The following is an 18,317-nucleotide window of genomic DNA, read 5'->3' as shown; positions in this document are numbered from 1 at the left end:
TCATGAGCGACACCCCGATCACGTACGCCGAGGCGGGCGTCGATGTCGAAGCCGGCGACAAAGCCGTCGAGCTGATGAAAGCCTCCATCCGCACCGCCCAGCGCCCCGAGGTGCTCGGCGGTTTGGGCGGGTTCGCCGGTCTCTTCGACGCCTCCGCCATCGCGCGGATGGCGCACCCGGTCCTGGCCACGTCCACCGACGGTGTCGGCACGAAGGTCGCCATCGCCCAGGCCATCGACAAGCACGACACCATCGGCTTCGACCTGGTCGGCATGGTCGTCGACGACATCGTGGTCTGTGGCGCCGAGCCGCTCTTCATGACCGACTACATCGCCACCGGCAAGGTCGTCCCTGAACGGATCGCCGCCATCGTGTCCGGCATCGCGGCCGCCTGTGCCCAGGCCAACGTGGCGCTGATCGGCGGCGAAACCGCCGAGCACCCCGGGTTGCTCGAGCCCGACGAGTACGACGTCGCCGGCGCCGCGACCGGCGTCGTCGAGCGGGCCGACCTGCTGACTCCCGACCGGGTCCAGGTCGGCGATGTGGTGCTGGGGCTGGCCTCCTCCGGCCTGCACTCCAACGGCTTCTCGCTGGTACGCCGAGTGGTCGCCTCCCAGGGCTGGGGTTGGGACACCGAGGTGGCTGAGTTGGGCACCTTGGGCCCGGCCCTGCTCACCCCGACGCGGGTCTACGCCGCCGATCTCCTGACGCTGATCCGCACCGACGGCATCGACATCCACGCGTTGTCACACATCACCGGCGGCGGCCTGGCCGCCAATATCGCGCGCGTGCTGCCGCAGGGCGTCACCGCAGTGGTCGACCGCAGCAGTTGGCAGCCGCCGGCGGTTTTCACGGTCATCGGTGAGGCTGGGCGCGTGCCGCAACTGGACCTCGAGGGCACGCTCAACATGGGCGTTGGCTTCACCGCAGTGCTGCCGCAGGCACAGGCGCAGGCCGCGATCGACGTACTGCAATCACTGGGAATCGACGCCTGGCCGATGGGCCGGATCGTCTCGGACGATCAGGTCAACGACGAGGCTGCGCCAGTAGTGCGCGGTGCGAAGGGTGTCGACGCCGGCGGCGCCCAACTGGTGGGTGCCTACCGCAACTGAGCGCAACCTGAGGCGACGTGCTGACGGCCGGTAGGTCGACAGCACGTCGCCTCAGGATGCGAAGTCAGTGTCGCGTTGCCCAGTCGGCGTAGTCGTCGTACTCGTCGCCGTCATCATCGGTCTCGACGACTTCTTCCGGCTCGCGCGGAGTCGCATGGCGAAGCTCACGCTCGAGTGCGTTGAGGTCGGTGTCGGGGGAGAAATATTTCAGCTCCCGTGCAACCTTGGTCTGCTTGGCTTTGGCCCGGCCGCGCCCCATGGCGAGACCCCCTCATGTCTTGTGTGCCGGGCTGCCGGTCGCCGCAAGTGCTGAACTGGCAGACCAGTCAGACACGTGCGATGTCCGGGGTCCCGGGATCCTGGGCATTTGTCGTGCTGCCAACGGTACCTCAGATGCCGCAGGTTTCCCGAACCGGTCGGCCCAAAGGGCCCGAGTGTCATAGCGCCGGTTCATCGTCCTTCAGATGGCGTCGGCCGATGGCGAGCAGGAGGCCGATGACGATCAACACGCCCAGCGCCCCGAGGACGATCAGGAACGGTGCGTTGTTGGTGCTGTCGGTCGGCTTTTGCTGGGTCGGTAGGCCGGGTGAGGTGGCCGCCCCGGGCAGACCTGCGACGGTGCCGCTACTGGTGGCGGCGGAGGTCGACGTGGAGGTCGTCGGCGTGGTGCCGGTGAAGGAGAACTGGCCGCTGATCGGATGGCCATCGGCGGAGGTGACGCGCCAGGCGACGGTGTAACTGCCCGCCGGACCGGTGCGCACCTGCTGGGTCACGGTGCGGCCGTCGACCGTGGGAACGCCGTTCTGCCACTCCTGGTCGCCGCTCTTGACCACGATGACCGCACCGACGGAGGCCACCGACTCGTTGAACGTCAGGGTGATCTGCTTCGGGAAGGAGACGGTGCTGCCGTCGGCGGGGCTGCTCGACACCAGGCGGTCGTGGGCGCTCGCGGCGGGCGCGCCGAAGAGAAGTGTCACGGGGAGGACCAGAAGTGCGATCAGGGCGAGCAGTGACCGGGTCGCGGCGGTGCGAAGCATGGCCCAAGTATCCGGGGTGGGGCGGCGGCTGCCCAATTGCGGCGAGACGCCATCAGCCGGCCGACCAGGCGTGCCACAGCTCGGCGTAGCGGCCGCCGGCCACGATCAACTCGGCGTGGTTGCCCTGCTCCACGACCCGGCCCGATTCCATCACCAGGATCCGATCGGCATCGGCGGCCTGGTTGAGCCGATGGGCGATGACCACGGCTGCGCGGCCTCTGACGACCGCCGCGAAGGCCCGGTCCAGTTGCCGGCTGGTGTCACTGCCGGCCTCGGCGTTCGCCTCGTCCAGCACCACCAGCGCAGGGTCCATCAGGTGCACCCTGGCCAGGGCAAGGTGCTGGGCCTGTACGGCGGTCAGCGGCCGGCCGCCGCCGCCCACCCTGGCGTCGAGGCCGTCGGGAAGGGTGCGGACCCAGTGGTCGGCGCCGACCGCCACCATCGCCTGCGCGATCTGCTCGTGCGTCGCGTCCGGCCGGCCGAGGCGCAGATTGTCGGCAATGGTGCCGGCGAAGACGTGCGTCTCCTGGGTCACCAGCGCCGCGGACCGCTCGACAACAGGACGACCCCAAACGATGGATCCGGCTCTGGGCGTGCGCAATCCGGTGACAAGAGAGGCCAGAGACGACTTGCCCGAACCCGTGGTTCCGACGACCGCTACCTTCTCACCCGGCCCGACACGGAGGGTGACATCGTCCAGGACAGCCGGCCCATCGGCGTACCCGAAGGTCAGGTCGGAAACCTCGACGACTTGGTCGGTCCCGGTCTCGAAGGCCGTCTCGTGACGCGGCACGGTCGTCACCCCGACCAGTCGGGCGACACCGGCGGCGGCTTGCTGCAGCGTGTCGAAGGTGGCCAGCACGCCGTTGATCGGGCCGAAGAGACCGGCGAAGAACAGTGCGGCCGCTGTCGCGGCGCCGACGGAGGTGGTCCCGCTGCGGACCAGGAAGAAGCCGGCCAGCAGAATCGCGGCGAGACCGACGAATTCAGCCAGGTTGAGCCGTCCCCAGAACCGGGTCATCGTCTGCATCGCGGCCAGTTCGTAGCCCATCGACTCCTTCGACGCGGACTCGATGCGTCCGCGTTGTCGACCGGTCAGACCCAGTGCGCGCAACGTGGGCAGGGCGGTGAACCCGGTGAGCAGGGCCGACGCGCGACGCCCGTCGGCGGCGCGTCCCGCGGCGTAGATGGGCCGGGACCGACGCAGATACCAGCGCAGGGTGTGCGCCTGGATGGGTACGGCGAGCAACCCGGCCACGGCGAACCGCCAGTCGATCGCTGCGAGGCCGATCAGAGCCGCGACGATGGCCAACGCCGAGGTGACGAAGTAGCCGAGGACCTCCGATGCGGCGTCGGTGACGCGCTCGGCGTCGCCGGATACCCGCGAGATCACATCACCCGAATCCCCGGCTTCGACGACATCGATCGGGAGATCTACGGCGTGGCTGAGGGCGTCTTCCCGCAGGCTGCCGACGGCGGGAAAGACCAGGCGGGCCAGCAGGAGTCGGGCGAAGTAGGTACAGATCGCGCCAGCCACGACCGCCGCGGTCAACAACGCGATCGGGATCGTGAGGGCACTGGGATGCCGGCGGTCGACGACCGCCTGCGTGATCCAACCGATCGTGGCCGGGATGGCCAGGTTCAGCAGACTGACACCGAGCATCACCAGGATCGTGCCGGCCAGGAGCAGTCTGCGACCAGGTAACAGTGTGCGCAGGTAGCGGCGGATCTGCCCGCCGTCGGCGACGGGAAGCACGGTGGCGCTCATCGCATCACCGCCAGTGCGTAGTCCTCGGCCTGGAGCAGCGACTCGTGCCGGTCGACCCGGCACTCGTGCTCGGCCAGGTGCACCACGCGGTCGCAGCGCGCCAGCCAGGTAGGGCTCGTCGTGACCACCACCGTGACCTGGCCCTGCCGCAGCCGCACCACACGTTCAGCAATCCGGTCCTCGGTCGCGGAATCGACGGCAGTCGTGGGGTCGTGCAGCACCAACACCGGCCGGTCGGCCGCCAGCGCCCGAGCCAGACAGACCCGTTGCCGTTGCCCGCCGGAGAGCCGTTCACCCTGCTCGCCGACATACGTCGCAGCCCCCTGCGGTGTGCTGGCGAGGACCTCATCGACGTACGCCGCTCGAGCCGCTCGGTCGATGATCGCCGGGTCCGCGGCGACCGCCTCGAGGTTCTCCTGGATGGTGCCGGGCAGGAGCGCGGCATCGTGGAAGTTCACCAGCGGATCACCGGAGAACGTTCCTGCCATGGGTTGTTCCTCGCCGGCCAGCAGCCGCAGGAATCGAGTCGCCGCAGCCGGGTCACCGCAGACCACCCCCGTGCAGCCCGGCTCGAAATCTGCCGTCAGGACGTAACCGGTGTCATCGCCGAGCGGCAGGTTCTCGACGGTCAGCCGGCGTGCAGTCCCAGGGCCGCGATCGGCGTACGTCGGGGCGGGGGTGAGCACTTCCCGGACGCGTTCGGCGGAGGCGACCGCGCGGCCGTAGACCGAGGCAGCTTCGGACACGGTCTGCATGGGGTCGACCAGGAAGCGGGCCAGGCCCAGGGCTGCGATGAGCGCACCGACGGAGAGTTGCCCGGTGAGGGCCAGCCAGCCGCCGACGGCAGCGATGACGACCAGGTACAGGCCGGACAGGAGCGCGCCTACCGCGGCGAGGGTGGCTTCGGCGGACATGGCGTGCACCGAAGCGCGCACTGCGTCGTGACTGGCGAGGCGGTACTCGGCGGCTGCGGGACCGGTGGCGTTGATGCCTTTCAGAACCCGCAAGCCACGCAGCAGGTCGTGGGCGAGGGTGGCGGCCCGGGCTTGTTCCTCCTGCTCGGTCGCGCTGCGCCGGGTCACGCGCCGGGCGATGACTCGCTCGGCGAGCAGCAGGACCGCGGTCCCGATCAGGACGACAACCGCGAGGAGGGCCGAGCTTCGCAGCAGCAGCACGGTGGCGAAGACGATGACGGCTGCCGCGGCGAGGCTGCGAGCGAAGTCGCGGGCGAAGACCCCGATTCGCATCGCATCGCTGGAGGCCCGGGTGAGCAGATCGCCGGGCAGGTGACCGGTCGTCGTACCGGAAGCGACCAGACGGTCGGTCAGCCACATCCGGATGCGGTGCTCGATGACTTGTTGGGTGCGTTTGTTGGTGCGGGCGGCCCATCGGAAGGAGATGGACAGGAAGAGGAAGTCGGAGGCCAGGACGACCAGCCACATCACCATGTCGCGGACCGAGCCGCCGTCGATCGCCTGGCTGATGGTCGCCCCCACGATCACCGGCACCAGGGCCTCACCGAACTGGTGGGTGCTGAAGAGTGTTGCCGAGCCGAACAACGGCCATCGCTCGGTGTGCAGGGCTGCCCGCAGGAAGGCGGCGCCGGAGTCGGTCATCGGCGCTGATGATGAGGTGACGCTCACTCCGGCATCATGCCATCGCCAGGTGAGGTAAGCCTAAGTTGGCTGGCGCCGACCCAGCGACGGTGGCCGCCACACCGCGAGCGCGACGAGTACCGCGGAGCCGAGCAGCCAGCCGGCCAGAACATCGGTGGCCCAATGGAAGCCGAGGTAGACCCGCGACCATCCGACGCCGCCGACCACGGCGACGAAGACGGCGGCTAGTGCTGCTCGTGCCCAGCGGTTGCCGGTCCGGCGCCAGGCGAGGAGAAGAAGGATGCCGTAGAAGATCGTGCTCGCCGTGGTGTGTCCGGAGGGGAAGGAGAAGGAGTGCGGGGCCGGACCGGTCATGTCGATCACCGGTGGACGGGCTCGACCCACGATGCTCTTGATGCCCACGACCAGCACGCTGCTGGTGGCCAGACCCACCGCGAGCAGGACCACGGCTTCGTCGTCGCGGCGGATCGCCGCCACCGCTGTGACGATCAGAGCAACGGTCGCGACGACCAGAATGCGACCGATCGTGGTCAGCACGCGCGCCCAGGCGGTCAGGCCCGGAGTACGTGAGGCCGTGACCGACTGTTCGATGGACCGGTCGAGGTGAACCAAGCCGGAGCCGGTGCGCACCTGGACAGCCAGCGAGATCACCAGGACCAGCACCAGGCACACGTAGAGCACCGCAGCCGCAATGTGGCGGCGGCTGGTATCCATGTAGGCACCGTAGGCGCTACGAGGGGCGGTCCCTTCGATGGTGGGTGCTTGTCGAGCGTTCGTTCCCCGGGCGGCCCGGTCAGGTCGCGTTCGCTGAGCCGCGGCCGCGCACGGTGTACCCGGTCAAGAGGGCTCCGGCGATGGCCAGTGCCGTGGACAGGGCGGCAAGATTGCCGCGCGCCCCGGTGATGGCGCGCCCACCGAGCAGGCCGCCCGCAGCGATACCGATCTGGAAAGCAAGGACGTAGAACGAGGACGCTAATCGGCTCCACCCCGGCGAATCCTCGGTGACGAACGCCTGGAACTGCACGATCAGGGCCGCGTAGGCGGCCGCCCACAGCAGCGCCCCGATAACGAAGACCGGCGCCCGCGCTACACCCAGCGCGAAGCCCCCAGCCAATACGCCCACGGAGAGCACGGTCGCGGCGCCCGGGTACCGATCGTGTGCCCGTCCGGCCGACACGGTCGAGGCAAGTCCGCCCATGCCCATGGTGAGCATCAGCGCGGGGACCCATCGGACGGGGACTCCCGCCTGGCCGGCCGTCTCGGCGATATAGGTGTATGACGCCGTGTAAGCGGCCGCGATCGGCACGATCACGATGCACCAGCGGGCGACCCGGCGGCGCGAAGTAGCGGGCACCAGCGGCGTCCCGGGGTTGGTGCTGCCCTGGGCCGGTAGGTCGGGCACCAGGCGACGCAGCCCGACGGCGCATCCCGCGGCCAGAACGCCGAGGAGTGCTGCCGCCAATCGCCACGAGCCGAGTTGGCTGATCTGGGCGACCAGCGGCGAACCCACCACGGTGCCCAGCGAGCCACCGAGGAACACGACGGCGGTGGCCTTTCCGGGTTGTCGGGGCATCAGCGAGACGGCGACCACAGGTACGGCGGCCCACACCAGCCCGTGGCAGGCTGCGGCGAAGACCCGGGCGAGTTCGACGTACGTCAGGGATGGGGCAACCGTGAGAGCGGCCTGGCTGATCGCGAGGGCCAGCATGCCGCCCACCAGGACTCGGCGCGGCGCGAGACGACGGGTCAGGGCCGCGGCCGGCAGAAGCGTGACGGCAGCCACCACGGCATACGTTGTGACCAGGGACCCGATCGTGTCGGTGGATACGCCCAGATCCTCGTGCATCGGCAAAAGCGCTCCGGCGGTGAACAATTCACTGGAAGCGTAGGCAAACAGTGACATTCCGAGGACCGCCAGGACCGGACGCGAAGTGCACACCTTCACGGTCGAGCGAGCAGATCCTGCGCGATATCCAATTGGTCGATGCCTTCACGGGCCAGGAAGTGGCCGGCGCCGGGCACCACATGGACGTTCGCACCGACAGCGTGCGCGAACTGGTCGCTGGCAATGGGCGGCACGATGGGGTCGTTGTCGGAGCGGACTACTTCGACGCGCTCGATCAGGTCCTGGATCGAGGCGAGATCCAGGTCGATGAAGGCATCGAGGCCATCGGCGATGAACGCGTCGAGATCCGGATCGCCGATCGTGGGTAGCGCCTGCGCGAACGGGGCGACAGCGACGAAGAGCCCAAGGCGGTCGTGGGAGTCGGCCACTCGGCGTACCGCTTGCGCGACGGTCACACAGCCCAGGCTGTGCGCGATGACGGCTGTCTCGGGACCGAGCCGGCCGATGGCGTCGGCCACGGTGCTGATCCAGGTTTGGGCAACGGGGGTGGTCGCCTCGGGAAGTGCGATGCGCTCGGCTCCCGGGGTGGCGTCGGCTAACCAGGGGAACCAGTGGTCATCGATCGATGCGCCGAAGCCATGCACGATCAGGACCCGCCGGTAGCGCCGCTGGGGGTTCGTAGCGATCATGGATGCGACGCTAGGCCTTCACGCCAGCGTGAAGGTCAAGCGCAGTCGGCGACCAGGAGTGGCACATGCAGATCGGAGAGTTCGCGCAGCGCACAGGAGTTTCGGCTCGTGCGGTGCGGCACTATGAGGATCAGGGCCTGTTGCAGCCTCGACGGGACGGCAACGGCTACCGGCAGTTCGATGACGATGATCTGGCCACCGTGGAGCGGATCCGGTTGATGATCTCGGCGGGGGTGAGCACCGCCACGATGCGGCAATACTTGGACTGCGTCGGTATCGGGGACCACGGGGTCGCGATCGAGATGTGTCCTGCGCTGCGCAGCGAGTTGGATGCTGTGCGACACCGGCTGGACCGCCAGTCGACGCGGATCGACGCGACTCGCGCGGCCTTGTGCGCGTTGACCGAGGGATAACAAGGAACCGGTGGCCAGAGACGGGGTCGAACCGCCGACCTAGCGATTTTCAGTCGCTCGCTCTACCAACTGAGCTATCTGGCCGAACTTCACACCCACGAGTGGGTATGAAAAGCGACCCCGACGGGACTCGAACCCGCGACCTCCGCCGTGACAGGGCGGCGCGCTAACCAACTGCGCTACGGGGCCTTGGTGACAAGACCTGCATGTTGCCATGCGTATCCCCAACGGGATTCGAACCCGTGCTGCCGCCGTGAAAGGGCGGTGTCCTAGGCCTCTAGACGATGGGGACCTACTCGAGGTCCCGCACCGTGTCTTTAGCCAGGCAGCCCGGTTCCGTCGAGGACTCCGCAACTATAGGCGAGGGCTGCGCAAACCACCAATTCGAGCGGCGAGGAAGCGCGAGCGGAGGTTGTCGCGAGCGTAGCGAGTGGCGGCCGTAGCGGAGCGCGCACCGAGCGCGACCAGGAGTTCGAGCGGCGAGGAAGCGCGAGCGGAGGTTGTCGCGAGCGTAGCGAGTGGCGGCCGTAGCGGAGCGCGCACCGAGCGCGACCGGAAGTTCGAGCGGCGAGGAAGCGCGAGCGGAGGTTGTCGCGAGCGTAGCGAGTGGCGGCCGTAGCGGAGCGCGCACCGAGCGCGACCATGAGTTCGAGCGGGAGCGCCCTGTCACAACAGCGGTTATCGGCAATCCGGCGGACCTTCGTGGCGGTAAACAACCGCTGGTTTGCAGATTGCCGCCGGTGTGCAGCGTGCGGCTGGGTTCACGAGGGGTTCGCCCAGGCCAGCAGGCGCTCCACGGGCCAGGTGTCGACGATCCGCTCCGCGGGCACACCCAACGCCTCGGCACGCGCGCAGCCGTACTGCTGGAAGTCCAATTGGCCCGGGGCGTGCGCATCGCTGTCGATGGAGAACAGGCAACCCATCTCGAGCGCCATCGTCAGCAGGTCGTCGGGTGGATCCTGCCGCTCGGGTCGGGAGTTGATCTCGACCGCGGTGTCGTGTTCGAGGCACGCCTCGAACACCGCCTGGGCATCGAAGGTGGACTGCTTGCGTTTGCCGCGATCGCCTTCGACCAGGCGCCCGGTGCAATGACCCAGGATGTTGACCCGCGGGTTGCTCACCGCGGCCACCATGCGCCGGGTCATCGGCGCCTTGTCCATCGCCAGCTTCGAGTGCACCGATGCCACCCGCACCGCCAATCGGTCCAGCATGGCGTCGGTCTGGTCGAGCGCTCCGTCGTCGAGGATGTCGACCTCGATGCCCGGCAGCAGCCGGAAACCGTCGACGTGCGCGTTGATGGTGTCGATGACACCGAGTTGCTGGGTCAGTCGCTCCACCGACAGGCCGTTGGCCACCCGCAACCGCGGCGAATGGTCGGTCAGCACCAGGAATTCATGGCCGAGTTCGATGGCGGTGGCCACCATCTCCTGGATCGGTGAACCGCCGTCACTCCAGTCCGAGTGGCAGTGGCAATCACCGCGCAACGCTGCCAGGAGCTCCTGCCCGCCCTCGACGAGGTGCTCGGGCGACTCCTCCTCCAGCTTGGCCAGATAGTCGGGCGTCTGTCCGTCCATCGTCTGTTGGATCACCGACGCCGTCGCCGGCCCGATGCCGGGCAGGTCCGTCAACCGACCCTGCTGGTACGCCGTGTGGAGCTCCTGCGGGGACAATCCGGCCACTGTGTCGGCCGCGTTGCGGAACGCCTTGATCCGGTAGGTGCCCTTGCGGCCGCGCTCCATCAGGAAGGCGATGCGGCGCAGCGCGTCGAGAGGTTCCAGTCCGTCCGGTGTGGTCACGGCTCAACCCTGCCACCGCGGCGTACGCCGATGGGTAGGGTGCACGCGATGAGGTTCTGGTTGGTGCCGCTCGCCCTGGTCCTGGGCGCTGCCCTGGTGTGGTGGGTCCGCCGCAGAACCGCCGCAACGTACGTCGAGTGGTTGATCCGGCGGGCCCACGGACAGCCCCAGCGGGCCCGGCGAGCCGTGATCGTCACCCAGGTCGCCGGACTGGTCGCGGCCATCCTGGTCCTCGCGGTGGCGGTTCTGGCCGAACAATGGAATCGCTGGTTCTGGCTGCGAATTCCGTTGTGCGTGCTGGTGATTGCGACCTATGTGCCGCTCGCGGTGTCGCTGGCGCCGGCGAGGTTCCGCTGGCAGCGGTCAGCGGCGATGAAAGCCCTCGAACGCGGCGCGAGCGTCCCCGTTGCCGATGCCATCGCGCGCGCCGGCAAGGTGTTCGCGCCGATGGGTTCGGTGGTGTTCCTGATCTCGGTGCTGTTGCTCAGCTGGCACCATCTGCATCCGTAGCGGCCACGTTCGTCCCGGCTGACGGATTCTGGCCGGGCACCATGCCGCGAGCGCGGTCGGCGATGGCCGCCTGGATCTTCGGCCGGAGGGTGTTGACGGTGAAGACGACGGCCACAACGCCCAGTGCCATCACCAGCCGGGGCTGACGCACGCCCCGCTTGGTGAGTAGTGCCTCGACCTTCTGGTCGGCCTTGAGGGCCAGCCCCGAGGTCACCAGCGCGAATCCGGCGGCGGTCGCTCCGGCGAAGGGCGCAGCGGTCTGAGCACGACCCACTACAGCGGAGGCGCGGGCCGGCAGCTTGTTGTCGACGACTCCGGGCAACCGGTCGCCGACCAGTGCGGCGAGCGAGGTTGCGGTGCGGGCCAGGGACACGCCGCGACGCGCTGAACGCGGAATTCGGGCCGGGGACACCAAGGTGATCGCGCCGGCGGTCACGGCACTGATCGCGTTGCGGACCAGTGGGTTGGACGTGCTCACATCTGCCATGAGCCCCACTCTAGGCGGGCGGTGAACAGGCTCGAAGGACCGGCGACACGCGAGACGGCTTGCAGGCTGCCTTCAGGACGTCGGCCTAGCGTTCTTATGAAGACATTGTGAAACGACGGGCCTCGGGGGCCGGTCTGACCGGACGGGAACTTCGGCATGGCGGACATCGCGCGACGCTTGGTAATGGGCGGTGGACTCGCGGCAGGTGCCGCGGCATCCCTCGCCGCCTGCAGCAACGCCAACGGCGCGCCTCGGATGGGGCACCCGGGTCCGCCGACCCCGACGGGATCGTCCATTGCGGCACCAACTGTCACCAAGCTCATTGGCGACGGATCCACCTCGGATACCGGCCCTCAGCCGCATCAGCCGACGTGGCGCACACTCGAGCCCGGCGACACCCCGCCGCAACTGGTGGTCATCTCCTGGGACGGGGCCGGCAACCTCAAGGGCAAGATGCTGCTCGACCGGTTCCGCGGCATCGCCAAGGACACCGGTGCTTCGATGACCCTTTTCCTGTCGGGCCTGTGGTTCCTGCCCTCACGCAAGAAGTCGCTCTACCATCCGCCGAACAAGCCGGTGGGAGCCTCGGCCATCGGCTACTTCGACGATCACTCGGTCCACGAGACCATTCGTGGGATCGGTCAGGCCTGGCATGAGGGCCACGAGATCGGGACGCACTTCAACGGTCACTTCTGCGATCCCAAGGGCGTCGGCTCGTGGACGCCGGAGCAGTGGAAGGACGAGATCGCCCAGGCGAAGTCGTTCGTCGAGAACTGGAAGACCAACACCGGCTTCACGGACCTGCCGGCTCTGCCGTTCGATTACGAGAAGGAACTCGTGGGCAGCCGGGCGCCGTGCCTGCAGGGCAGTGAGAATCTGCGCATCGCGGCGTCCCAGTTGGGCTGGCGCTACGACTCCAGCGCCAACGGTGTCCAGATGTGGCCCAAGAAGGTGCGCAACCTGTGGGCCGTCGACCTGCAGTCGATTCCCTTCGCAGGGCACGGCACTCGCACGGTGCTGTCCATGGACTACAACCTGATGTACAACCAGTCCAAGGTGACCCAGGGTCCGGCGAGCATGCACGCCACCTGGAAGCAGCAGGCGGTTGACTCCTACATGGCCGGGTTCAACCGTGTTTACGAATCCAATCGGGCACCGATGATCATCGGCAACCACTTCGAGACGTGGAACGCCGGCATCTACATGGACGCAGTCGAAGAGGTCATGCACCAGGTGTCGAAGAAGCCGGACACGCACATCGTGTCGTTCCGGCAGTTGGCCGACTACCTCGATCTGCAGGATCCGGCGATCCTGGCGCGGTTGCGCACGTTGCCCTTCGGGACCAAGCCGCCCGGTGGGTGGTCGCAGTTCCTGCAACCGCTGACCGGCGCGGCTGCGGCAGCGGCGGATAAGGCCAACACGCTGCCCACCTGATCACAGGTCGATCGTCGTGGTGACGTCCGTGACCGACGGGCGGAGCGGCGTACTGGAAAATCCGAAGTCCGGCGTGGGGTCGACCGGCGCCAGGTCGCCCAGGTCCTGACCGCGCCAGGTGCCGGACAGGCTCGCGATCGCCCGTACGTCGTGTGCCCCGTAGTACTCGCGGCGGTCACCGCCCGCTGTGCCCCGGGTCCGCACGCCGCGCAACACGATTCGCGCGACCGGGTCGGTCAGCGCGGTGAGTGCCGGGGCGGCGGAGACGCTCCGCGGGATCGGCCGCAGGATCCACCCCAGAGCCGTCCGCCGGCCGACGTCGAGGTGCACTGTGAGGTCGCCACCGTCGAACCTCCATGTTCCGCCGGTCGCGGTGAAGCGGACCTCCGCGACGTCGATGTCGTCGAATTGGTAGGTCTGCGAGACGTATTCAGCGATCTCATCGGTTGGTGCGACCAGTGTTCGCCGACCCGAAGCATCGGCCACCATGGCGTCGGTAAAGTGGCCGAAGGGGGACTGGGGCCAATGCCCGATCACGAGTCGTACGCCCGAGCTGCTTCCCGCGCCGGCGATCTGCCCGGAGAAACGGTCACGGGTCACGAAGGAGTCGTTCCGATGAGCACAGTGCCGTCCGGCTCGATGTTGACCACCGGTTTATCTGATCCGGCAGTGCTCTGGTCGAGTTCGGCGTCGAATGCGGCGACGACAGCCTCGTCGGGACCGAGGCCGATGGGGACGCTTTCACTGCGCAGGTTGATCACCAACCGGTAGGCACCGCGTTGGATGCGGATCAGATCGTCGTCGATCGCCGTGGCGATGGTGCCGAGAGCGGAATCGCTGAGGTCCGGTATTTGCTGCCGCAAGGCGATCAGTGTGCGGTACCACTGCAGCACCCTGGCGTGATCGCCGCCGGTCGGCTGAGACCAGTCGAGCTTGGACCGCGTGAACGTCTCCTCATCTTGCGGGTCCGGCACCTGCGAACCCCAACCGTGGGAGGCGAATTCAGCCTTCCGTCCCTTCGATACGGCCTCGGCCAGCTCGGGATCCTGGTGATCGGTGAAGTACTGCCAGGGGGTGGTTGCACCCCACTCCTCACCCATGAACAGCATCGGCGTGTAGGGACTGCTCAGTAGCATCGCGGCCCCCGCGGCGACCCGACCGACCGACACCAGTTCCGCCAGTCGATCACCGGTGGCCCGGTTCCCGACCTGGTCGTGCGTCTGCAGTGAGGCCACGAACCGCCAACCGGGCGAGGTCGAAGGATCGACCGGGCGACCGTGGTGTCGTTTGCGGAAGGTGGAGTAGGTGCCGTCGTGGAAGAACGGCGTCCGCAACACCTTGGGCAACGCATCCGGATCCGCGAAATCGCCGTAGTAGCCGCTGGTTTCACCGGTCAATCGCACATGAAGCGCATGGTGGATGTCGTCGGCCCACTGCGCGTCCATCCCCAGCCCGCCGACGTTGCGTGCCGACACCGTGCCCGGGTCGTTGCGATCGGACTCCGCGATCAACGTCAGCTCCCGGCCGGACGCGTTGGCCAACATGACCACCTCGGCGGCCAGCTGCTCCAAGAACGGAAGAGCGCGACTGTCCATCAACGCGTGGACGGCATCCAGGCGCAACGCGTCGATGTGGAAGTCGCGCAACCACATCAGGGCGTTGTCCAGGAAGTACCGGCGCACGTGATCACTGCCGGCGCCGTCAAGATTCACTGCCGAACCCCACGGTGTCTTGTAGGCGTCGGTGAAATACGGACCGTAACTGGGCAGGTAGTTCCCGCTGGGGCCGAGATGGTTATAGACGACGTCCAGGCACACCGCGAGACCGCGCTGATGGCACGCATCGACGAACCGCTGCAAACCCGCGGCTCCGCCGTACGGCTCGAATACGGCGTACGGGCAGACTCCGTCATAACCCCAGCCCCGGCTCCCCGGGAACGCGGCCACCGGCATGACCTCGACGACGGTCACCCCCAGCTCGGCCAGGTAGTCCAACCGGTCGATCGCTGCGGCGAACGTGCCGCCCGGGGTGAACGTGCCGATGTGCAACTCGTACACGACACCCCCACGCAGCGGCGGAGCCGTGAAATCGTCGTCCTGCCAGTCGTATTCACCCAGGTCGATGACGGCCGACCGCTCGTCCGGCCCGTCGGGCTGGGATAGCGATCGGGGATCGGGCAGGACGTTCGACTCTCCCTCGTCGGTGTGCAGCACGTAGCCGTAACGATCCCCCACGACCGCTTCGGCGTCACCCCCGAACCAGCCCTGGTCGGCGGCCGTCAACCGGATCCGTTGCTCGCCCAGGGCAAGATCGACATCGGTCGCGTTGGGTGCCCAGACCTCGAACTTCACGACACCTTCTCCAGTACGGCGACCGGCAGCTTCTCGAGTACCTCACCGACCGCCGTGGTCCCGCCCGCGATCTCGGCGCCGGTCAGCACATCCCGCCACGATCCGTCGGGCAACGTCACCTCGGTGTCCGACCAGCCACCGGAGCGGGCAAGGCGTGCCGGTGCACGGGTCACCAGCACCAGGACCGAATCCCGGGATCCGCTGCCGGGCAGGCGAAGTCGCGAGGCGTTGCCGCGGGTGAAGGCAATGAGGTGGTCGTTGCCGGTCTTGATCGGTTGGAAGCCACTGGTGAAGACGCCGGGCAGCCGGCGGCGCAACTCCAGCACCCGTCCGACCAGATGGGTCTTGTCCGAGCTCAGTTCGGCACCCCACGCGGTGTCGCTGATGAGGGCACGGGCGTTGGCTCCGTAGTCCACCGGCCGGCGGTTGTCCGGGTCGACCAGACTGAGGTTGAGCGCTTCGCAGCCTTGGTAGGTGTCCGGGATGCCGGGGATGGTCAGTTCGAGAGTCCGGGCGCCCAGCACGCAGGCTCGGATCGCCTCCTCGTTGGCTTCGAGTGCGTCCTGGATCGCATCGTGCGTCGAGCCGGAGTCGCGGAACTTCTGTGCCAGGGCAATGACTTTGGCTTCATAGTCCTCGTCCGGTGCGGTCCACGTCGAGTGCAGCTTCGCCTCGCGCAGCGCTTTGGTCAGATAGCCGGTCAGGCGCTCGTCGTCGATCGGCCCGACCCCGAGGATGGTCTGCCAGACGAAGTGGCCCACGTCGGGGTCAACACCCGCCTTCTCCGACTCCTTGCGGGCAGCGGCACTGATGCGGGACCAGGCGTCAGGGTCGCCGCCCACCGCAACCAGGCGCGCGCGCACGTCTTCGGAGCGTTTGGTGTCGTGGGTCGACAGCGTGGTCATCGTGCGGGGCCAGGTGTCGGGACGCGTCACCGACCAGGCGATCAGCCGCTCCGGTCCGGCGGTCGCAAAGCGGGTCGGGTCACCACCGACCTCGTTCAGCGCGACGAACGGGTTCCACCGGTAGAACGTCGTGTCCTCGATACCCTTGGCCATCACCGGCCCCCACGTCTGCTGCAGCCGGATACCGAAATCGGTAGCCGCCTTGTCGTCGTCAGCGAAGACGGTAAGCGGGACCAATGCGGTCAACTCCGCGCCGAGGTCGGGGCGCGCCTCGGCCGCGGTGACGAACGCCTTGCTCAACCGGGCGCGCGCCTGCTCGCTCAACCGGGTCTCAGGCTTGGCGTACGCGCGGTACACCTCACCGGCCACGACGAGTTCGGTGATGGCCTCGCGGAGTCTGTCCGGGTCGTGATCGGGCAACGCCTCCGTGGCTCGCCGGGTCAGCCGCTCCACCTCCGGGCCGAAGGACTGCGAGACCACCTGCCGTTTCGCAGCAGCCACCGCAGTGTCGTAGTCGGGTTCACCGCCGGAGGCGACCCACTCGTTCTCGATCACCTCGGCACTGGCCTCGTCGATCAGCGCGGTGTCGATCAGGCCCAGGGCGTCGTACCCGGTGGTGCCTGCGCACGGCCAGTTGGTGGGCAGTTGCTCACTGCCCTCGAGGATCTTCTCGACCCAGATCGGCGTCCCCTTGTCGGTGCCGTCGGTCAGGCGCTCCAGGTATCCGACGGGATCGGCCAGGCCGTCCGGGTGGTCGATCCGGAAGCCGTCGATCATGCCGGCGCGATGCAGCTCCAGGAGCAGCGCGTGGGTAGCGTCGAACACCTCGGGCAGCTCGACGCGGATGGCGATCAACTCGTCGACCTCGAAGAACCGGCGGTAGTTGAGCACCTGATCCTTCTCGTGCCAGCTGGCCAGCCGGTAGTGCTGCTGCGCGACAGTCGCGGCGACGTCGTCGCTCACGGTGCCCGGAGCCAGCGGCCAGAGATGGTCGTAGTACCGCAACACCGGTTCGTCACCGGAGGAGTCGATGGTGAGTTCACCTGCGGCGAGAACGTTTTCGAGCGTGTCACCCAGGACCGGGATGCCGAGTTTGCCGTCGCCGGCTGCCCAGTCGATGTCGAACCACTCCGCGGTTGCCGCGGCCTGACCGTCCCGGAGCACTTGCCACAGCTGATGGTTCAGATTCTCCGGCGCCGCGAAGGCCATGTGGTTGGGCACCACGTCGACGACGATGCCGAGGTTGTGCTCGTGCGCGGCCTGCACCAAGGTCTCGAAACCCGCACGGCCGCCCAGTTCAGGATTGATCGCGGAGTGGTCCACCACGTCGTACCCGTGCATGGAGCCGGGCATCGCGGTCAGGATCGGTGACAGATAGAGGTGGGAAATGCCCAGCTCGCGCAGGTAGGGCACCTGCTCGGCGGCGTTGGTGAACGTGAAGTCGTGGTTGAGTTGCAGCCGGTACGTCGCTGTCGGCGTGTCGCGCATGGGTCCCATCCTGCCGTGGCCGGCTGGTGATCACTTCCCTAAGGGCATGCGACCCTGACGTGATCTGCCCGACGTACGGCGCTCTGGCGTCCTACGCTGAGCCGTGCCGTTCACGCCCGCCCACATCGCCGCCGTACTTCCGGTGACCGCGCGACCGCGGCGCTGGGTGGTACCCGCTGCGTGGGTGGTGGGTTCGGTCGTTCCGGATCTGGTGTGGTTCCTGTTCAGCACGGACGCCTACAACACGGCGCACTCGCTGCGGGGCGTCGTCACGCTGGATCTCGCGGTCGGCATCGTCGTCGTCGTGGCCTGGCGGCTGATCGTGCTCACCCCGACCCGCGACGTGCTACCGCACGTGCTCGGTGAGCACGTGCCGGCACGCGGCAGCCTGCGGCCTTGCGAGTGGCCGGCGGCGGCAGTCGGCGTTGTCGCCGGAGCGCTGACCCATGTGCTGTGGGATTCCTTCACCCACCCCGGGCGCTGGGGAAGTTCGCACATCCCGCTCCTGCGCGACGACATCGGGCCGTTACCCGGCAGCCGGTGGGCGCAGTACGCCAGCGGTGTCTTCGGAGTGTTGGTCGTTGCCGTCTTCCTGGTCCGGCGCTATCGGCGGCATCCGGGGCAGCCGGTGATGGATCGCCGACTCCCACCCGGGTTGCGATGGGTGGTGCTGGCGATCGTGGTGGGGGTGCCGACGCTCGTGGGCGCCCTCGCCGGGGTGCACGCGATGCCCGAGGGTCTGCGCATCGCGACCGTCTCGTCGGTGCGGCACTTCAGTGTCGCGTTGTTGGCAACGGTGCTGCTGGCTAGTTGCCTGTGGTGGCTGCTGCCGCGCCGGACGGCCGGCTCGTGATGTAGCACCCTG

At 68.1% G+C, this 18,317-nt stretch carries 17 protein-coding genes and 3 tRNA genes; 5 read left to right on the top strand and 15 right to left on the bottom strand.

Annotated features, from left to right (window positions below):
• The first annotated feature begins 2 nt into the window (after positions 1-2).
• Positions 3-1,112 (top strand): phosphoribosylformylglycinamidine cyclo-ligase, encoded by a 1,110-nt coding sequence (gene purM, locus ACFQBT_RS16710; protein WP_377824418.1) that lies wholly within the window; start codon positions 3-5, stop codon positions 1,110-1,112.
• A gap of 64 nt (positions 1,113-1,176) precedes the next feature.
• Here purM and ACFQBT_RS16705 read toward each other — a convergent pair whose 3' ends face one another.
• The 7 genes from ACFQBT_RS16705 to ACFQBT_RS16675 form a co-directional block, all read right to left on the bottom strand.
• Positions 1,177-1,371: a DUF3073 domain-containing protein gene (locus tag ACFQBT_RS16705; protein WP_377824416.1), complete on the bottom strand. Its 195-nt coding sequence runs from the start codon at positions 1,369-1,371 to the stop codon at positions 1,177-1,179.
• A 178-nt stretch (positions 1,372-1,549) separates the two neighbouring features.
• Positions 1,550-2,149: a copper resistance CopC family protein gene (locus ACFQBT_RS16700; protein WP_377824414.1), complete on the bottom strand. Its 600-nt coding sequence runs from the start codon at positions 2,147-2,149 to the stop codon at positions 1,550-1,552.
• Between the two features lie 52 nt (positions 2,150-2,201).
• A complete protein-coding gene (locus ACFQBT_RS16695; protein WP_377824412.1) occupies positions 2,202-3,917 on the bottom strand; it encodes an ABC transporter ATP-binding protein in 1,716 nt (571 codons plus the stop codon).
• Positions 3,914-5,560 carry an ABC transporter transmembrane domain-containing protein gene (locus ACFQBT_RS16690; RefSeq protein WP_377824410.1) on the bottom strand — a complete coding sequence of 549 codons (1,647 nt, stop codon included), beginning with the start codon at positions 5,558-5,560 and terminating at the stop codon, positions 3,914-3,916. Before ACFQBT_RS16690 ends, ACFQBT_RS16695 begins: the two co-directional genes overlap by 4 nt.
• Positions 5,561-5,593: 33 nt before the next feature.
• Entirely contained in the window at positions 5,594-6,247 is a 654-nt protein-coding gene (locus tag ACFQBT_RS16685; protein ID WP_377824408.1) for a phosphatase PAP2 family protein, read from the bottom strand.
• A gap of 79 nt (positions 6,248-6,326) precedes the next feature.
• Positions 6,327-7,436 (bottom strand): MFS transporter, encoded by a 1,110-nt coding sequence (locus ACFQBT_RS16680; RefSeq protein ID WP_377824406.1) that lies wholly within the window; start codon positions 7,434-7,436, stop codon positions 6,327-6,329.
• Between the two features lie 38 nt (positions 7,437-7,474).
• Positions 7,475-8,068 (bottom strand): RBBP9/YdeN family alpha/beta hydrolase, encoded by a 594-nt coding sequence (locus tag ACFQBT_RS16675; RefSeq protein WP_377824404.1) that lies wholly within the window; start codon positions 8,066-8,068, stop codon positions 7,475-7,477.
• 65 nt (positions 8,069-8,133) lie between these two features.
• On the opposite strand from ACFQBT_RS16675, the gene ACFQBT_RS16670 reads away from it, so the two are divergent.
• Positions 8,134-8,481, top strand: a complete 348-nt coding sequence (locus ACFQBT_RS16670) for a MerR family transcriptional regulator (protein ID WP_377824402.1) — start codon at positions 8,134-8,136, stop codon at positions 8,479-8,481.
• A gap of 11 nt (positions 8,482-8,492) precedes the next feature.
• Here ACFQBT_RS16670 and ACFQBT_RS16665 read toward each other — a convergent pair.
• From ACFQBT_RS16665 to ACFQBT_RS16650, 4 genes are all read right to left on the bottom strand, one after another.
• Positions 8,493-8,565 (bottom strand) — tRNA-Phe (locus tag ACFQBT_RS16665).
• A 31-nt stretch (positions 8,566-8,596) separates the two neighbouring features.
• Positions 8,597-8,670, bottom strand: a tRNA-Asp gene (locus tag ACFQBT_RS16660).
• A 30-nt stretch (positions 8,671-8,700) separates the two neighbouring features.
• A tRNA-Glu gene (locus tag ACFQBT_RS16655) sits at positions 8,701-8,773 on the bottom strand.
• 469 nt (positions 8,774-9,242) lie between these two features.
• A complete protein-coding gene (locus ACFQBT_RS16650) occupies positions 9,243-10,259 on the bottom strand; it encodes a PHP domain-containing protein (protein ID WP_377825535.1) in 1,017 nt (338 codons plus the stop codon).
• A 66-nt stretch (positions 10,260-10,325) separates the two neighbouring features.
• Here ACFQBT_RS16650 and ACFQBT_RS16645 point away from each other — a divergent pair, with 66 nt between their 5' ends.
• The gene (locus ACFQBT_RS16645; RefSeq protein WP_377824401.1) at positions 10,326-10,787 is read left to right on the top strand and encodes a hypothetical protein; all 462 of its coding nucleotides are present in this window, start codon (positions 10,326-10,328) and stop codon (positions 10,785-10,787) included.
• Here ACFQBT_RS16645 and ACFQBT_RS16640 read toward each other — a convergent pair.
• Positions 10,762-11,274, bottom strand: coding sequence for a hypothetical protein (locus ACFQBT_RS16640; RefSeq protein ID WP_377824399.1), 513 nt, complete (start codon positions 11,272-11,274; stop codon positions 10,762-10,764). The genes ACFQBT_RS16645 and ACFQBT_RS16640 overlap by 26 nt on opposite strands.
• 156 nt (positions 11,275-11,430) lie before the next feature.
• Here ACFQBT_RS16640 and ACFQBT_RS16635 point away from each other — a divergent pair, with 156 nt between their 5' ends.
• Complete coding sequence (locus ACFQBT_RS16635; RefSeq protein WP_377824397.1) at positions 11,431-12,708, top strand: polysaccharide deacetylase family protein; 1,278 nt, start codon at positions 11,431-11,433, stop codon at positions 12,706-12,708.
• Here the strand turns inward: ACFQBT_RS16635 and ACFQBT_RS16630 are convergent, their stop codons facing one another.
• From ACFQBT_RS16630 to treY, 3 genes are read right to left on the bottom strand one after another with little or no spacing between them, the layout of a single operon-like run.
• Positions 12,709-13,308, bottom strand: a complete 600-nt coding sequence (locus ACFQBT_RS16630) for a hypothetical protein (protein ID WP_377824395.1) — start codon at positions 13,306-13,308, stop codon at positions 12,709-12,711. It abuts the gene before it with no gap.
• On the bottom strand, positions 13,305-15,059 hold the full coding sequence (gene treZ, locus ACFQBT_RS16625; RefSeq protein ID WP_377824393.1) for a malto-oligosyltrehalose trehalohydrolase: 1,755 nt from the start codon (positions 15,057-15,059) through the stop codon (positions 13,305-13,307). The genes ACFQBT_RS16630 and treZ overlap by 4 nt, the downstream gene beginning before the upstream one ends.
• Positions 15,056-17,452 carry a malto-oligosyltrehalose synthase gene (treY, locus tag ACFQBT_RS16620; protein WP_377824391.1) on the bottom strand — a complete coding sequence of 799 codons (2,397 nt, stop codon included), beginning with the start codon at positions 17,450-17,452 and terminating at the stop codon, positions 15,056-15,058. The genes treZ and treY overlap by 4 nt, the downstream gene beginning before the upstream one ends.
• A gap of 103 nt (positions 17,453-17,555) precedes the next feature.
• On the opposite strand from treY, the gene ACFQBT_RS16615 reads away from it, so the two are divergent.
• Entirely contained in the window at positions 17,556-18,305 is a 750-nt protein-coding gene (locus tag ACFQBT_RS16615) for a DUF4184 family protein (RefSeq protein ID WP_377824389.1), read from the top strand.
• Positions 18,306-18,317 lie beyond the last annotated feature (12 nt).

It is taken from the genome of Branchiibius cervicis, assembly GCF_042661605.1.
Taxonomy (GTDB): Bacteria; Actinomycetota; Actinomycetes; order Actinomycetales; family Dermatophilaceae; genus Branchiibius; species Branchiibius cervicis.
Note: the sequence above shows the minus strand (reverse complement) of the source record. Positions and strands in the feature narration are given on the sequence as shown.

Excerpts from the sequence above, each read along its gene's own strand:
- purM (WP_377824418.1), top strand. The coding sequence starts at position 3 with ATGAGCGACACCCCGATCACGTACGCCGAGGCGGGCGTCGATGTCGAA.
- ACFQBT_RS16705 (WP_377824416.1), bottom strand. The coding sequence starts at position 1,371 with ATGGGGCGCGGCCGGGCCAAAGCCAAGCAGACCAAGGTTGCACGGGAG.
- ACFQBT_RS16700 (WP_377824414.1), bottom strand. The coding sequence starts at position 2,149 with ATGCTTCGCACCGCCGCGACCCGGTCACTGCTCGCCCTGATCGCACTT.
- ACFQBT_RS16695 (WP_377824412.1), bottom strand. The coding sequence starts at position 3,917 with ATGAGCGCCACCGTGCTTCCCGTCGCCGACGGCGGGCAGATCCGCCGC.
- ACFQBT_RS16685 (WP_377824408.1), bottom strand. The coding sequence starts at position 6,247 with ATGGATACCAGCCGCCGCCACATTGCGGCTGCGGTGCTCTACGTGTGC.
- ACFQBT_RS16680 (WP_377824406.1), bottom strand. The coding sequence starts at position 7,436 with ATGTCACTGTTTGCCTACGCTTCCAGTGAATTGTTCACCGCCGGAGCG.
- ACFQBT_RS16675 (WP_377824404.1), bottom strand. The coding sequence starts at position 8,068 with ATGATCGCTACGAACCCCCAGCGGCGCTACCGGCGGGTCCTGATCGTG.
- ACFQBT_RS16670 (WP_377824402.1), top strand. The coding sequence starts at position 8,134 with ATGCAGATCGGAGAGTTCGCGCAGCGCACAGGAGTTTCGGCTCGTGCG.
- ACFQBT_RS16645 (WP_377824401.1), top strand. The coding sequence starts at position 10,326 with ATGAGGTTCTGGTTGGTGCCGCTCGCCCTGGTCCTGGGCGCTGCCCTG.
- ACFQBT_RS16640 (WP_377824399.1), bottom strand. The coding sequence starts at position 11,274 with ATGGCAGATGTGAGCACGTCCAACCCACTGGTCCGCAACGCGATCAGT.
- ACFQBT_RS16635 (WP_377824397.1), top strand. The coding sequence starts at position 11,431 with ATGGCGGACATCGCGCGACGCTTGGTAATGGGCGGTGGACTCGCGGCA.
- treY (WP_377824391.1), bottom strand. The coding sequence starts at position 17,452 with ATGCGCGACACGCCGACAGCGACGTACCGGCTGCAACTCAACCACGAC.